This window comes from Burkholderia sp. 22PA0106 (assembly GCF_047497155.1).
GTDB lineage: Bacteria > Pseudomonadota > Gammaproteobacteria > Burkholderiales > Burkholderiaceae > Burkholderia.
Window position 1 is genome coordinate 1457963 of the sequence record NZ_CP163163.1, and the last position, 15659, is coordinate 1473621.

Sequence of the window (15659 nt, forward strand, 5' to 3'; positions counted from 1 at the left end):
CTTTGTGTCCTGAGATACGTCGGGCCGCTTGAAACTCCATGACGGCATACGATTTTTGAAACGGAATAAACAAGCTGATGAACCCAGATGCAGATGAGCACGTTGTGGAGCAACCAGAGTTGCCGACACCAACCCTGAATGCTATTCCGTTGCGTCTTGCCGACGCAGGCTTTACCAATCTTGCCGATGCGCTGGACTATGCAGCCAAGGGTGTGACGGGCGCCAACTTCTATGCGGGCGGCAAGCTTGTGACGGTTCTGTCCTATAGCGCGCTTCGGACGCAGGCTCTCGAATTGGCTGATCGGTTGGCCACGCTGCGTTTGCAGCGCGGAGCGCGGGTGGCGATCCTGGCAGAAATCGAACCGGATTTCCTGCGATTCTTTTTCGCTTGTCAGTACGTGGGGCTGGTGCCCGTGGCGTTGCCCTCGGCGATCAATCTCGGCGGCCATGCGGCCTACGTGCGGAAGATTCGCGACATGCTGCAGGCTTGCGGTGCATCCGTTGCCGTTGCGTCGGATGCGTTGCAGGACTTCCTTGGCGAAGCCGCAGAAGGGTTGGGCTTGACCCGGTGCGGAACCCCCGAGTCGTTCAAGCAGTTGCCTATGGCTGATGTCGCATTGCAGGCCAATGGCGCACAGGAATTGGCTTATCTGCAATTCACCTCGGGCAGCACGGGCAAGCCGAAGGCGGCCATGATTACGCAGCGCGCGCTGCTTGCCAACTTGCGCAGCTCGCTGGGCTCAGGTGGCCTGGACATGCGCCACGACGACCGCGTTGTGTCGTGGCTGCCGTTTTATCACGACATGGGGCTGGTGGGTTGCCTGCTGACGCCCGTTGCAAGCCAGCGCTCGATCGACTATCTCGACACCCGCGAATTCGCGATGCGCCCACGCCGTTGGCTGGATCTGATGAGTCGCAACCAAGCCACCATTGCGTACAGCCCGCCGTTTGGTTACGAGTTGTGTGTCAAGCGCGTGCGTCCCGCCGATATCGACACGTACGATCTCTCGAGCTGGCGCGTCGCGGGCATCGGAGCCGAGCCGATTCGTCCGGAAGTGCAGACGTCTTTTGCCAGTCTGCTGGAGCGCGCGGGATTTAATGCACGCGCTTTCGTGCCGTCCTACGGCATGGCCGAAAATACGCTGGCGATCAGCTTCTCGCCCCTGAGCAAGGGGGTGGCAGTCGACTGGGTCGATCCGGTCGAGCTGGCAGAGAACCTGCGCGTCAAAGCGGTTCCGGCAGGCACCGGCCGTGCATTCGTGCGCTGCGGCGCGCCGTTGCCGGGCCATGGTTTTGATATCTGCGACGCAACTGGCCACTCGTTGCCCGAGCTTCATGTCGGCCGGATCCGGGTGCGCGGCCCGAGCCTGATGTCAGGGTACTTTGAGCGCCCCGAGCAGACCTCGGAGGTGCTGTCGGAAGACGGCTGGCTCGACACGGGTGACTTGGGCTATCTGGTCGATGGTCAGATTGTGGTGACCGGCCGTTGCAAGGACATGATCATCATCAATGGGCGCAACATCTGGCCACAGGATATCGAGCGCATCGTTGAACAGCAGCCCGGCCTGCGCGCACAGGATGCCTCGGCATTCGGCACGCCGGGTCTCGATGGCGCCGAAATCGCGGTGGTCGTGGTGCAGTGCAATTTCGACGACCGACAGGCGCGCGAAGCGCTTGTGCATGACGTGAGGCGCGACATCTACGAGGTGCTGGGAATCACGTGTGTTGTCGAACTGGTGCCGAGGCACACGCTTCCGCGTACATCGTCGGGAAAGCTGTCGCGCTCGGCAACGCGCAGCGAATATCTTCAGAGGCAGTCGCAATCGACAGTAGACGAGGCTGCGGACGCACGCGCCCGGGTGTCGCAAGACGCTGACGATCAGCGGGCGCCGCGCGCTCGTCTGGCCGGGTCGGCAATGGCTGCCAAGAAATACGTCCGTACGTCTACGGCCGCGCAATGAACGGCAAGGCCGGCACGAAACATCCGGTCGTCGCGCTGACCGGTGCCACCGGGTTCATCGGCGCTGCGTTGCTGCCCAAGCTGGCGTCCAGCGGATACCGGGTGCGTGCGTTATGCCGGCCGCGGCCCGGGCGCATCCTGCAAAGCACGTCCAATCTGGAGTGGGTGCCCGGCGATCTCGACGATCACGCCGCGCTGGAGGCGCTGGTGGACGGCGCCGATTCGGTCATCCACTGCGCAGGGGCGGTACGCGGCGCGCGTCGTGCCGATTTCGACCGGGTCAACGAAAGCGGCGTGATCAACCTGGTGCAGGCGGCAGAAAACGCGCCTGGCTGCCGACGTTTTCTCCTCCTGTCTTCTCTCGCCGCACGTGAACCGCAATTGTCCGATTACAGCGCGAGCAAGCGGCGCGGGGAGCGTGCGCTTGCCGCCAACGCGCACCGGCTCGACTGGACGGTGCTCCGACCGCCTGCTGTCTATGGCCCGGGTGATCGAGAAATGGTGGCGCTGTTTCGCGGCATGGCGCGTGGCTGGGCGCCGGTGCCGGGTGCCGCGCGCGGCCGTTTTTCGCTGATTTACGTGACGGATCTTGCCCGTGCCCTGGTCGCCTGGCTGGCTGCCGATGTGGGCCATGGCCAGACCTACGAACTCGATGATGGGCACGCCGGCGGTTACGGCTGGCATGCGGTGCTGGACATTGCGGCGCGCACCTTGCGTGGCGGTACGCCGATTCATCGAGTGCCGGTTCCCATCGTGTTTTTTCGGCTCGTCGGCTGGGGCAATCTCGCCGCCGCGAGGTTTTTCGGCTACGCGCCCATGTTGACACCCGGCAAGGTGCGCGAAGTGACGCATGCCAACTGGGTATGCGATGGCAGTGCGTTTGCGCAGGCGACCGGCTGGCGGCCTGCCTACGGGTTTGAGCGTGGCCTTGCGTGCACGTTGGGCAAACCCGATACCGTCCTGGAAAGGGGGAGCTAATGCAATACCACTATGTTGTTACGCGATTGATCGATCTTCTGACGCCGCTTGCAAATGGGCGGCTGGTTGTCGATGAGGACACGGAACTGGCCAGCCACCTGGCGCTTGACTCGGTGCAGGTCATCGAGCTTGTAGCGGTCGTGGAGGATGAGTTCGATATCTCTATCTCGATCAATGCGATTGCCGAGGTCAAGACGGTGCGCGAGTTTGCGCTCCAAATCCAGAAGATCGTGAACGCGAATCGATGAAGAAAAATTCCAGGTTTCAGGCCGTCCAGGCCATTCGTGCCGAATTTGCAGCGCTCGGTATCGACCCTTTCGGCGTGCAGATCGAACAGATCCTTTCGCCGACCGAAGGGATGATCCGGGGGCGCCGCACAATCCTTGCCGGCACCAACAACTATCTCGGGCTGACTTTCGATCCGGACTGCGTTGCAGCGGGGTGCCACGCATTGAAAACCGAAGGCACCGGCACCACGGGCTCGCGGTTGGCTAACGGCAGCTACGCCGGGCATCGTGCGCTCGAGACCGATCTGGCCGGTTTCTATGGCAAGCGCGAAGCCATTGTGTTTTCCACCGGTTATCAAGCCAACCTCGGCACGATTTCGGCGCTGGCCGGCGTGGATGATACGGTGCTGATCGACGCCGACAGCCACGCCAGCATCTATGACGGGTGCCGCTTGAGCGGGGCGAATACCATCCGTTTCCGCCACAACGACGCCGCCGACCTGGCCAGACGCCTGCGTCGCCTGGGTGACGACGCCGCAGATGCATTGATCGTGGTGGAGGGTGTCTACAGCATGTTGGGAGATCGTGCGCCCATGCGTGAATTCGTCGACGTCAAGCGTGAATTTGGCGCCACGCTGCTGGTGGACGAGGCGCATTCGTTGGGTGTACTGGGTGAAAAAGGGCGAGGTGTTGCCGACGAAGCCGGTGTGCTCGCAGACGTAGATTTCATCGTCGGCACGTTCAGCAAAAGCCTCGGCAACACGGGGGGATTCTGTGTCAGCGATCGCGCGGAAATGGCGCTGCTGCGCTATGCGAGCCGGCCATACATCTTTACCGCATCCCTGCCGCCGGCGACGATTGCGGCAACACGGCAGGCATTGCACAAGCTTGCCCAAGGCGATGCTCTGAGAAGTCGCTTGAATGAAAATGCGAAACGGTTGTACGCCGGCCTCGAGGCGCAGGGCTGGAGGCTCGGTGCGCCGGCCAACGCGGTGGTTGCGGTGATCGTGGGTGACAGGGCGGAGGCATTTCGCCTGTGGGATCACCTGCTGAAGCGTGGTGTCTACGTCAACCTGATGGTGCCACCGGCGACACCCGGAGAAGATTCGCTGCTGCGTTGCAGTATCAGCGCTGCCCATACGCCGGCCCAGATCGACGCGATTTGTGCCGCGTTCGCCTACGGGATGGCTGCCTGTGCGTCATGAAAGCAGTCAATCAGGAATTCGAAGGGGCAGGAAAACCCGGTAAGTGGCTGACCCGGGGCATGAAACGATGGTTTTCGGATGGTGCGTTTCGCGTCATGCTGCGCAACACGTGCTATCTGGGTTCCAGCAATGTCGTCGGTGCGTTGCTCGGCTTGCTGGCGCTTTCGTGCGCGGGGCGAGGCATGACACCGGCGTTATTCGGCACACTGGTCATCATTCAAGCTTATGCCAAGAGCGTGAGCGATTTCGTCAAATTCCAGACGTGGCAGTTCGTTGTGCAGTTTGGCACGCCGGCGCTCAATCGCCGGGACATCGACCGGTTCCGCGATGTCACCGGTTTTTCGTTCGGCCTCGACTTGGCGAGCGGAGCGGTTGCCTTCGTGGGTGGCGCCGCGCTGTTACCGCTGATCGGGCGGGCGATGGGGATCGACTCGGCGGATTTCTGGTTGGCCTTGGCTTACTGCACCTTGATCCCGTTCATGACCGCGGCGACCCCGACCGGCATCCTGCGTGCGATCGACCGCTTCGACCTGATCGCCGTCCAGGATGCCGCCACCCCGATGCTGCGTGCACTTGGCGCCTTGATCTCGTACTTTGCAGACCTGGGGTTCGCCGGGTTCATCGTGACGTGGTACGTATCGAGCCTGGTCGGCAGTGGCGTGCTCTGGCTATTCGCCGTGCAGGAATTGCGCCGGAAAAAAATCGACCATGCGCTGCGGCCGAGGCTCTTCGGGCCGGCCCGACGCATCAAGGGCGCCTGGAATTTCGTGTGGACCACCAATTTCTCCCATTCGATCTGGGCAGCCAGAAACGCCGGCAGTAACGTCGTGGTCGGATTGATGCTTGGGCCGGTAGCCGCGGGGCTGTTCAAGATCGCCACAACGTTGTTCGATGCCGCGAGCAGCCCGGCGGCACTCATGCAGAAAAGCTTCTATCCGGAGATCATGCGACTCGATCCGGCCAGCAGCGGGCCCTGGAAGCTTGGCCTTCGCTCGGCGATCACCGCGGGTGGGCTCGGCATCGTGCTCGCGCTGGTGATGATCGTCGCCGGCAAACCGCTGATCTCGGTGGTGTTCGGGCAACAATATTTGACGGCCTACAGGCTGCTGCAGGTCATGATGGCCGCGGTGGTGGTCGCCATGGTCGGCTTTCCGCTCGAATCGCTGCTCTATATGGCGAGGCGCCAGCATGCGGCGCTGGTTGCGCAGGCATCGGCTGCCGTTGTCTACGTGCTGCTGCTGGTCGTGTTCACACACTACCTCGGCGTGATGGGTGCAACGCTGGCGTTCGTTGCAGGCCACGGCCTGGAGGTCGCGTTTTCATTGGTTCCAACCCTGGCGGCCTGGCGTGGGCGGCATACGCTTGCTGTTTACCACCATGAGGAGGGGCGGAAATGATCGGCAAGGGCGAGGCAGGATGGGCTCGAGCTTCATCCGGTGAACTCCGGAAATTGCTCGCCGCAGTTGACGCCGACGATACCGTGGACACGCATGTCGCCCTGCCGGAACGACTCGTCGTGGCTTGCTCGGACGATCTGATGCGGCGGTGTTTCGGGCTGTGCTTCCAGTTCTGGGAAGAGGGCGTTGCACGCTCGGATCTCCTGCGGCTTATCTGGAAACTGCAGCACGTAAAAGAGTGGAGCGAGGATGAGCGCACCGAATTCAAGCAGATCCGGGCAAGGTACAAGCATCTGCGGTTTGCTCAACAACTTTATGGAAAGTGTCACCGAAGAGATTCGGTGTTCGGCTGGACAACCGTCACGATGGGGCATCTGCAGGACGCACTGCGCGGCGGCGATCGCGCCGCGACGGCGCGGTACGCCAGCAGGTTGCGACTGTTGCTGGCAAGGCCCAGCTGGATGATGACGGTGTACGCTCTCGCACACACTCGTCTGGACGATGCATCAGGATTTCTCGCGTATCGGCGTGGCAGGATGCGACGCCTGAAAGAAACGCTGACGCAAGCCGTATTCACGGGCGATGAATTTCACGAGATGCGCAAGATCGTCAGCGAGCAGGTGTCCTATTACGACACGTTGAGATCGCTCGATCGGGCCGAAGACACTGACTTCCGTACGTCGCGATTTCTTGCCGCCATCAATGGCCTGATGGGAGCGAGGCACGATGAGATGGTTGCCGAATCCCAGTCGGGCCAACGCGAGTACCAGGCACGCATGCCGCTCGACCCGGAAATCAGGGGGCGCCTCGACATGCTGGTCGCGCGCTATCCCCTTTAGGGGCCGCCCGTCGTCTCATGAACTGCACGCTCATGTCTGCCCTTATGGGCGGCAACTGGCGGGCGCCACCTCACCGACGACAGGCTGCGCCACAGGTGACTGCCGGACCATCGCTTCCTCGACATGCGTATCCGGCTCCGCGTCGGCGTGCCAGCCTCCGCCCAGCGCCTTGACGAGATTCACGCTGGTATTCAGGCGCTCGAGACGAAGTTGCAGTTCGGCCCGACCCGTGTCGAGCGATGCGGACTGCGCTTCCACGATCGCAGGATAATCGGCGACCCCCTTCTGATACTGATTGCGCGTGACCCGCTCGGATTTGCGCGCAGCGCTTGCCGCCATCGATTGCGACCCGGAGGTACTGGCCAGGTTGTCGGCGGCGACGAGGTTGTCTTCCACTTCGCGAAAGGCATCGAGTACCGTTTGCCGGTAGTTGGCGACCGATTCGGCGTAGGCTGCCCAGGCCTGACCGACCTGCGCCTGCAACCGTCCGTTCGTGTAGAGCGGCGCGTGGAGATCCACGGTCGCGCGAGGCCCTTTGAGAACCCCGAGGCCGGCGGCGAGGTTGACCGTCGGCAGGGTCTCGGCCTTGCTCACCCCGACGCGGGCGCTGGCGGCCGCCATCCGCCGTTCGCTGGCGGCAACGTCCGGGCGTCGGTGGAGCAGGGTGGCGGGCAGGCCTGCGGGAATCACGGGCACATCGATTTGGAATGGCGCCGGCGCAATGGCGAAGTCGGCCGGCGGCTTGCCTGTCATGACGGCCAGCGCATGTTCGAACTGGGCGCGGGATGTTTTTGCATTGGCCAGTTGCAATTGCACCACGCTCTGGCGCGCCAGCGCCGCCGCGACATCGGCCGCGGACGCAATCCCTTGGGTGGACTGGTTGCGCACCATCCGCGCCCACTGATCGTCGACGTCGAGGGCCTGTTGCAGCAGGTCGATGACGGCGTCGGTTTCGCGTACGGCAAAGTAGCTTTGCACGACCTGCGCCTGCATCGACAGGGTGGCTGCGGCCAGATCGTCCGCGCTGGCCTGGGCGCTGGCCTTGTGAGCTTCGATATCGCGGCGGATACGGCCCCACAGATCCAGTTCCCAACTGACCATGAGGCCGAAGTCGATGCCATTCTTGCGCCCGGACCGGAAGCTGCCTGCACCGACACTCGGCGCCAGTGCGCTGGACGCGATCAGGGAGAGTTGCCGGGCTTCCCGAACGCGCGCGTCGGCGGCCGCGAGCGACTGATTGCTCGCGCTGACCTGTTGCACCAGAGTATCGAGCGTCGGGTCGCGATAGATTTGCCACCATTTGCCGTCATCCGGCGCGATGGCGGCACCCAGCGTCGGGGCGGGATTGGCCTCCTTGTAGCGGGCGGGCGAATCGAAGGCGGGGCGTACATAATCGGGGCCCACCATCGTGCAGGCGGCAATGCCGCTCACGGCACCCGCGATGAACAGGGCACGGACACACAGGGCACGGCGTCGCACGCTCACCGGGTTGACCTTGCGCGGTTGTCCGGCAAGCCCGCGTTGCGGCGGGGGCGATGATTGCGCAGCCATTTTTCTGTCCATCTGCCAAGCCGATCGAGATAGAGGTAAACGACCGGGGTCGTGTAAAGGGTCAACAACTGACTCATGATCAGGCCACCGCCCATCGCGATGCCCAGCGGTCGATGCATCTCGGTGCCATCGCCATGCATGATCGACAGCGGAATCGCGGCCAGCATGACGGCGAGCGAGGTCATGAGAATCGGGCGGAAACGCTGCATGCCTGCCTGCCGGATTGCCCGGTGCGCGGAAAGCCCGGTCTTGCGCCGGGCCGCACGCGCAAAGTCCACCAGCATGATCGCGTTTTTCATCACGATACCGATCAGGGCGAAGATGCCGATCAGGGCAATGACGTCGAAGTCGGTGCGGAACACGATCAGGGCGAGCACCGCGCCCACCCCGGCGGAAGGCAGCGTCGACAGGATCGTCAACGGATGGACCCAGCTTTCGTACAGCATGCCCAGAACGATGTAGAGCGTCAGCAACGCACCGAGAATGAGGGCAGGTTGGCTTTGCACGGCCTGTTTGAATGCCCCTGCCGACCCCTGGAAACTCCGGTGGATCGACGTCGGCATCGCCAGCTTGTCCATCGCGCGCTCGATCGCCCCTGTGGCTTGCGAGAGCGACACGCCTGGCGCCCGGTTGAAGGAGAGCGTAGCTGCCGCCGACTGTCCGAAATGATTGATTTCCAGCGGCGCCTCCTGCTCCTGAATACGCGTGAATGCGGACAACGGCACGCCCCGTCCCCCCGCACCTGGGACCTCGATACGATCGAATGCCTGCGACGATTGCGCGTAGTGTGGCGCCACGCCCATCACGACCGGAACCGGATACAGGTTCGGCGGCATCATGACCGTCGCCGCGTGCCGCCAGGCGAATGCGTCATGCAGGACGCCATCGATTCGGGCGAAACTGACGCCGAACTGCGCCGCGGTGTCACGCGCGACGCGCAGCGAGGTCGAAAGGCCCGATCCCTCGTCGTCCGCATGAACGTTGCGCAGTTCCGGCAGGGCATCGAGTGCGCGCACGATACGCGGCATCCACGCCCGCAGCAGATCCGGGCTGTCCGCCTGCAACGTGTATTCGTCCGAGGAGCGGCTGCGACGCCCACCGATGCGAACGTTCTGAACCGCATTCACGCTGAAGGTGGCGCCCGCCACATTCGCGAGCCGGTCGTTCAGGCGTGCGGCCACCTGATCGGCGCTGGCGCTTCGTTCCGAAAGTGGCTTGAGGCTCGCGAACAGCGAGCCGGAATCGTGATCGAGATAGGCGGCGACATCGGCGACGGCCGGGTCGGCGCGTACCGTATCGGCGAACACGGCCAGCCTTTCCTTCGCAATCGAAAATGAGGCGCTGCCGCCGACACCGAGATCGCCTGCGAGCTCGCCGGTGTCCTGACGCGGGAAAAAGCCTTTGGGAACGGCCACGTAAAGACCGATGTTCAGGCACACGACACCGAGCAGGATCATCAGCGTAAGAAACGCGTGCCGCAGCGACCATCGCAGGCTGAGATCGTAGCCGCGCTGGAGTGCAGCGAACCCGCGATCGCTCCAGCGGTACAGGCGCCCGCGCTCGCTTTCGGGCCGTGCCGGCTGCAGCCACACCGCGCACAGGGCGGGCACGATGCTCAACGAAACCAGTAGCGAGAACCCGATCACCACGGCCAGCGTGACGGCGAATTCCCGCACGTACAGGCCGACATAGCCCCCCATCAGCAGCAGCGGGATGAACACGGCGACCAGCACGGCGCTCATCGTCAGTACGGTGAGGCCGACTTCTCCCGCGCCCCGGCGTGCCGCCAGCCGAGGCGGTACGCCGTCTTCCACGTGACGCGCGATGTTTTCCGTCACCACGACCGCATCGTCCACTGCGAAACCCACGGCAATGGTGAGCGCCATCAACGACAGGAGATCCAGGCTGTAGCCCAGCATGGACATGACGATCAGCGTGCCGATCAGCGAAACCGGCACCGCGACACTGGCAATCAGTGCCATGCGCAGGCCGCGCAGGAATACCAGCATCACGAGGACCACCAGCACGATGGCCCCGGCCAGCGTGTGTTCGGCTGCGCGCAGCGACGCCCGCACCGTCGTGGCCCGGTCGACGATCGCGCTCACCTCCATGTCGCCGGGCAGCGAGGCACGCAGCGCGGGTAGACGATGCGCGATGCCATCGACCACCGCGACGGTGTTGGCGCCGGATTTGCCGCGAATCAACGCCAGTACCGCGGGCCTTCCGTTGGCAAGCCCGGCATTGGCCGGGTCACGCACCGAATCGACAATCCTGGCCAGATCGTCGAGGCGCACGACCGATCCGTCCCGATGGGCCACGATCATCGACTGCAACTGATGGATCGTGTCGAGCCGATCATCGGTTGCCAACTGCCAATGGCGATCGCCGATATCCAGCGCGCCAACCGGTTGACCCGACACCGACGACGCGACTGCGCGGCGTAGCTGCTCGAAGCCGATGCCGCGCTGCCTCATCGCATCGGGGTCGAGCTCGATGCGCAGCGCCGGCATCGAGCTTCCGACCAGTTCCACCTGGCCGACGCCGTCGACCTGCGACAGGATCTGGCTGAATGCCGTCGAGGCGGCCGCATACATCTGCGCCGGCGTTGCGCTTTGCGAGGTCAACGCCAACACCATGACCGGCGCGTCGGACGACGTGAGGATGCGGTAGCTCGGGCTGCCGGGAAGATCAGGAGGCAACGCAGCGCGGGCAGCGTTGATGGCGGCCTGAACATCGCGTGCCGCGCCGTTCACGTCGCTCGACAGATCGAACGTCAACCGGATATTGGTGGCCCCGGCGGTACTGGACGAGGACATCTCGGTCAGCCCGGCGATGCGCCCGAGCGTGCGTTCGAGCGGCGTTGCCACGGCCGCGGCCATGGTGGTCGGACTCGCGCCGGGCAATTGTGCCGACACCCGGATGGTCGGCATATCCACTGCAGGCATGGGCGCGACGGGCAGCCGCCACCACGCCAGTAATCCGGCCAGCACGATGCCGAGACACAGCAGCGAGGTGGCCACCGGGCGATTGATGAAGGGCGTGGAGAGGTTCATGCCGGCTCGATCACGAATGCTCTGCCGCCGTCGTGGCACGCGCGTGCGCGCCACGGCGTGCGAAACGCTTTTCGAACGCGAGATAGATGACCGGCGTGGTGAACAGGGTCAGCAGTTGGCTCACCGCCAATCCCCAGAAGATGCCCACGCCCAGCGGATGACGAAGCTCGGCGCCCACACCGCGTCCGAGCATCAACGGCAGTGCGCCCAGCATCGCGGCGAGTGTCGTCATGACAATCGGCCGAAACCGCAGCAGACACCCCTGCACGATGGCTTCGCGTGGCGCGAGGCCTTGCCGGCGTTGTGCGTCCAGTGCGAAGTCCAGCATCATGATTGCGTTCTTCTGGACGATGCCGATCAGCAGAATGATGCCGATGATCGAGATGGCATCAAGCTCGAACCCGCCCACGATCAGTGCCAGCAATGCGCCGATTCCCGCCGGAGGCAGGGTCGACAGAATGGTCAAGGGATGGAAATAGCTCTCGTAAAGCACCCCCAGCACGATATAGACGGTGATGACCGTGGCGAGGATCAGCCATGCCTGCCCGCCGCCCGAGGCTGTGAACGCCTGTGCCGCGCCCTGCCAGCGCGCGGTGATGCTTGCCGGAATGCCGAGCTTGCGCTGCGCCGTGTCCACCGCCTCGAGCGCACGACCCAGCGCGACCCCGGGCGCCAGATTGAACGAAATCGTCGCGGCGGGCTGCTGATCGATTCGCATGATGACGAGCGGTGCGACGCGCTCGCTTACCGTGGCAATGGACGTCAGCGGAACCAGGGCCCCAGGCGAGTTGCCCGCCGCACCGGCCGCATGATTTGCCGCGTCAGGCGGGACGAGATAGATGCCGTTCAACGCGTCGGCAATCGTGTTGCCCCTGGGCTGCATTTCAAGCATCAGCCGACGCTGGTCCGCCAACGTGAGCAGGGTACTCACCTGACGCTGCCCGAAGGCGTCGTGCAGTGCGTCACCCACCGCTGCCGTTGCGATGCCATAGTGGCTCGCGAGATCACGATCGATGGTGACGGACGCCTCAAGGCCGTGATCCTGCTGGTCGGCGCTCACGCCTGTCAGATGCCGGTTGCCTCGCAACGATTCGACGAGTCGCGGCGTCCATTGTGCGAGCTGTGCCGGATCTGCGCCCAGCAACGAGAGTTGGTATTGTCCGGCGCTCACCTGATCATCTATCGTCAGATCGGGCACCGGCTGCAGATAGAGCCCGATGCCATCGACACCCCGGGCGGCGGCAAGGCGGCGCATCACCTCGCCGAGCTTGTCGCGCTGTGCCGATGGTTTCAGGTGAATCAGGATCCGGCCTTGGTTGAGCGAAGGCGTACCGTCACCGACCCCGATGAACGAAGCGATGCTGGCAACGGCCGGGTCCTGCAGGATCACCTGGGTCAGGGCCTGCTGGTGTTTGGCCATCGCTGAAAACGAAACCGTTGGCGAAGCTTCGGTGGTGGCCTGGATTTCACCGGTGTCCTGCACGGGAAACAGCCCCCTGGGGATCGCCATGTAGAGCACGACGGCCAGTGCCGTCATTCCTGCGACTGCGGCGAGGGTCGCCGTCGGATGCGCCAGTACGCGCTCGAGCGCGCGCGCATAGGCTGCGAGCACCCGCTCGATCAGGGCTCTGCTGGCACGGGTGACGCCACGTTGCGCCGATTCCGGCATGCGCCGCAGGAGCCGGGCACTCATCATGGGCGTCACGGTGAGCGAAACCACGCCCGAAATCAGAACCGCGACCGCCAAGGTAAGTGCGAATTCGCGAAACAGACGTCCGACCAGCCCGCCCATGAAGAGCAGGGGGATCAACACCGCAAGCAGCGACAGCGTCAGGGAGACCACGGTAAACGCGATCTGGCGCGAGCCGGCCAATGCCGCCTTGATCGGGGATTTTCCTGCTTCGATGTGGCGTGCGATGTTCTCGATCATGACGATCGCGTCGTCGACCATGAACCCGGTCGCGACAATCAGTGCCATCAGCGTCAGGTTGTTGACTGAAAACCCCGCCAGATGCATCACCGCGAAAGTCCCGATGAGGGACAGCGGCACCACCACGGCAGGGATGGCGGTGGCCGTTCCACTGCCGAGGAACAGGTAGATCACCAACACGACCAGCAGCACGGCGAACACCAGCTCGAGCTGCACATCGTGCACCGCGGCCCGAACGGTATCGCTGCGGTCGCTCAGAATGGCGAGGTCCACCGCCGCGGGCATGGCTGTTTCGAGTTCGGGCAACAGGTGCCGGACCTGGCCTACTACGTCGACCAGATTGGCACCCGGCTGGCGCTGGATGCGTACGATGATGGCAGGTGTCTGGCCGGACCATGCCGCCAGACGCGCATCTTCCGGACCGTCGGCCACCCTGGCGACATCGCCCAGGCGCACTACGGCACCGTGCCGGTCAGCCACGATCAGGCGTCGAAATGCATCCGCGCTATCGACCGGATCGCTGATGGCGATCGTGGCGGACCGGCTTGCTCCTTCGAGGATGCCTTTTGCCTGATTCGAATTGGCCGCTCCGATTGCCGTGCGCAGATCGCTCAACGTCAGGCCGAACGAGGAGAGCGCTGTCGGATCGGCCTGTACCACGATGGCGGGCTGCTGACCTCCTTCGACACTGACCGTGCCGACGCCGCCGACCCGGGAAAGCTTGGGCAGCAGGCGGGTATCCACGAGACCACGAAGCGCCTGCAACGACAAGGTGGGCGACGTCACGGCGAGGGTCATGACCGGCGTGTCGGCCGGGTTGACCTTGCGATAGATCGGCGGCTGCGCCAGGTCGGCGGGTAGCGCGAGCATCGAGGCATTGATCGCGGCCTGCACTTGCTGCTCCGCCACGTCGAGCGGCAGCCGGAGATCGAACCTCAAGGTGATGGTGGACATGCCGGTCGAACTGCTGGACGCCATCTGGCTCAGGCCGGACATCTGGCCCAGTTGCCGTTCCAGCGGGGCCGTGATGTTCGATGCGACGACCCGGGAGCTCGCACCCGGATAGACGGTGACCACCTGAATGGTCGGAAAGTCGATCTCGGGCAGGGCGGACAGCGGCAGCAGCCGGTAGGCAAACAATCCTGCCAGCAGGACCGCGATAGCCAGTAACGAGGTCGCAATCGGCCGCAGGATAAAGGGGCGCGACAGGTTCACGGGCGAGCGGCAGCGTCGGGTTGAGGTCTCGGGTGCATATCCTGCGCCGCGCCGCGTCGTATAGCGCTCGCCGGGACGGGACGGCATTCGGGCAGACCACCCGCCGACGTCTGCGAATGCCCAGCCTGCGTCGTGACGTTCATCGCGGTGCCTGCGCGCAGCCGGTCTGCGCCCTCGACCACGACCTTCGTGCCTGGCGCGAGACCTGCTTCGATGGCGGTGGACACGGCATCGCCAGGGCCCACCTTGACCTGCACCACCGCGGCCGTTTTATCCGCCTTGACGACATAGACGAACGGGCCGGCAGCACCGTGCTGAATGGCGTCGGTGGGCACCAGAACCGCGTTTGGCAGCACCTGGTCGGGCAATTTCACGGTGACGAACTGATTGGGCAGCAGCGTCCCTTCGGTATTGGCGAACTCGGCCTCGAGCTTGACCGTACCGGTGGCCGGATCGACCTGGTTATTGGCCGCTCGCAGACGGCCCGTCCCGAGCGGAGACCCCAGCCCGTCGACATAGGCGTCAACCGGGATGCAATCGCCTTTGTGGAGCCACGCAAGCACACGTCCTGCCGAGGCAACGGGGATCGCGAACGTGATCGTGCTCGGTTGCGACTGGGTAATCACCGTAATGCCGTTCGCATCGGATGGCCCGACCAGGTTGCCGGAATCGACGCGGCGAAGGCCCACCATGCCGGAGATCGGCGCGGTGATCCGGGTATAGGACAGCTGCAGCCTGCCGGTGTCGACGCGGGCCTGGTTGGTCTTTGCCGCCGCGGCATACTCGCGTACCAACGAGCGCTGGTCGGCGACCCGCTGCGTCGTGATCGAGTCCTGCTGGAGCAGCGCCTGGTAGCGCTTGAGGGTGTCCTGCGCATTGTCGAGCTGGGCCTGGCTGCGCGCGAGGTCGCCCTCGGTCTGCTTGAGCTGTACGCGGTAAGGGCCCGGATCGATTTCAGCCAACAGGTCTCCCGCCTTGACCTGTTCACCGCCTGTAAAAGCGACACGCGTGAGCTCGCCGTCTACGCGGCTGCGCACCACGACGCTGTTGGCGGGCTTCACGGTGCCGGGCTGAGACAGGTAGGTCACCAGCGTACCCTGGTAGGCGAGAGCGGCGGTCACGGGTACCGCCGGGGCGGAGACTGGCTTGCGGTTGTAACGCGCGCCCAGGACCACGCCGAGGATGATGGCGAGGATCACGACACCCATCACCACCAGCCGGCGGCCGGCAGGCAGTTGTCTCCAGTAGCGTGTGGCGTGCGCGAGCAAGTCGCGAAGGGATGCGGAGTCAGGTCTGAAATGCAT

10 protein-coding genes are annotated in these 15659 nt (G+C 64.2%); 6 read left to right on the forward strand and 4 right to left on the reverse strand.

The window, feature by feature from the left end:
* Positions 1-77 precede the first annotated feature (77 nt).
* Genes AB4850_RS21445 through AB4850_RS21470 form a run of 6 tightly spaced genes read left to right on the forward strand, consistent with a single transcriptional unit; the run spans position 78 to position 6606 of the window.
* The gene (locus AB4850_RS21445; RefSeq protein WP_414444995.1) at positions 78-1961 is read left to right on the forward strand and encodes a fatty acyl-AMP ligase; all 1884 of its coding nucleotides are present in this window, start codon (positions 78-80) and stop codon (positions 1959-1961) included.
* The gene (locus tag AB4850_RS21450) at positions 1958-2938 is read left to right on the forward strand and encodes an NAD-dependent epimerase/dehydratase family protein (protein ID WP_414444996.1); all 981 of its coding nucleotides are present in this window, start codon (positions 1958-1960) and stop codon (positions 2936-2938) included. Before AB4850_RS21445 ends, AB4850_RS21450 begins: the two co-directional genes overlap by 4 nt.
* Positions 2938-3186: an acyl carrier protein gene (locus tag AB4850_RS21455; protein ID WP_414444997.1), complete on the forward strand. Its 249-nt coding sequence runs from the start codon at positions 2938-2940 to the stop codon at positions 3184-3186. Before AB4850_RS21450 ends, AB4850_RS21455 begins: the two co-directional genes overlap by 1 nt.
* Positions 3183-4370 carry a serine palmitoyltransferase gene (spt, locus tag AB4850_RS21460; protein WP_414444998.1) on the forward strand — a complete coding sequence of 396 codons (1188 nt, stop codon included), beginning with the start codon at positions 3183-3185 and terminating at the stop codon, positions 4368-4370. The genes AB4850_RS21455 and spt overlap by 4 nt, the downstream gene beginning before the upstream one ends.
* Complete coding sequence (locus AB4850_RS21465; protein ID WP_414444999.1) at positions 4367-5767, forward strand: lipopolysaccharide biosynthesis protein; 1401 nt, start codon at positions 4367-4369, stop codon at positions 5765-5767. Before spt ends, AB4850_RS21465 begins: the two co-directional genes overlap by 4 nt.
* Positions 5764-6606: a hypothetical protein gene (locus AB4850_RS21470; RefSeq protein ID WP_414445000.1), complete on the forward strand. Its 843-nt coding sequence runs from the start codon at positions 5764-5766 to the stop codon at positions 6604-6606. Before AB4850_RS21465 ends, AB4850_RS21470 begins: the two co-directional genes overlap by 4 nt.
* 42 nt (positions 6607-6648) lie before the next feature.
* Here the strand turns inward: AB4850_RS21470 and AB4850_RS21475 are convergent, their stop codons facing one another.
* From AB4850_RS21475 to AB4850_RS21490, 4 genes are read right to left on the reverse strand one after another with little or no spacing between them, the layout of a single operon-like run.
* Positions 6649-8157: an efflux transporter outer membrane subunit gene (locus AB4850_RS21475; protein WP_414445001.1), complete on the reverse strand. Its 1509-nt coding sequence runs from the start codon at positions 8155-8157 to the stop codon at positions 6649-6651.
* Positions 8088-11210, reverse strand: coding sequence for an efflux RND transporter permease subunit (locus AB4850_RS21480; RefSeq protein WP_414445002.1), 3123 nt, complete (start codon positions 11208-11210; stop codon positions 8088-8090). The genes AB4850_RS21475 and AB4850_RS21480 overlap by 70 nt, the downstream gene beginning before the upstream one ends.
* Before the next feature lie 10 nt (positions 11211-11220).
* Positions 11221-14355, reverse strand: coding sequence for an efflux RND transporter permease subunit (locus AB4850_RS21485; protein ID WP_414445003.1), 3135 nt, complete (start codon positions 14353-14355; stop codon positions 11221-11223).
* Positions 14352-15659, reverse strand: coding sequence for an efflux RND transporter periplasmic adaptor subunit (locus tag AB4850_RS21490; protein WP_414445004.1), 1308 nt, complete (start codon positions 15657-15659; stop codon positions 14352-14354). The genes AB4850_RS21485 and AB4850_RS21490 overlap by 4 nt, the downstream gene beginning before the upstream one ends.

Bases quoted from the DNA above. Each gene is read 5' to 3' on its own strand.
- AB4850_RS21445 (WP_414444995.1), top strand. From the start codon at position 78: ATGAACCCAGATGCAGATGAGCACGTTGTGGAGCAACCAGAGTTGCCG.
- AB4850_RS21450 (WP_414444996.1), top strand. From the start codon at position 1,958: ATGAACGGCAAGGCCGGCACGAAACATCCGGTCGTCGCGCTGACCGGT.
- AB4850_RS21455 (WP_414444997.1), top strand. From the start codon at position 2,938: ATGCAATACCACTATGTTGTTACGCGATTGATCGATCTTCTGACGCCG.
- spt (WP_414444998.1), top strand. From the start codon at position 3,183: ATGAAGAAAAATTCCAGGTTTCAGGCCGTCCAGGCCATTCGTGCCGAA.
- AB4850_RS21465 (WP_414444999.1), top strand. From the start codon at position 4,367: ATGAAAGCAGTCAATCAGGAATTCGAAGGGGCAGGAAAACCCGGTAAG.
- AB4850_RS21470 (WP_414445000.1), top strand. From the start codon at position 5,764: ATGATCGGCAAGGGCGAGGCAGGATGGGCTCGAGCTTCATCCGGTGAA.
- AB4850_RS21475 (WP_414445001.1), bottom strand. From the start codon at position 8,157: ATGGCTGCGCAATCATCGCCCCCGCCGCAACGCGGGCTTGCCGGACAA.
- AB4850_RS21480 (WP_414445002.1), bottom strand. From the start codon at position 11,210: ATGAACCTCTCCACGCCCTTCATCAATCGCCCGGTGGCCACCTCGCTG.
- AB4850_RS21490 (WP_414445004.1), bottom strand. From the start codon at position 15,659: ATGCATTTCAGACCTGACTCCGCATCCCTTCGCGACTTGCTCGCGCAC.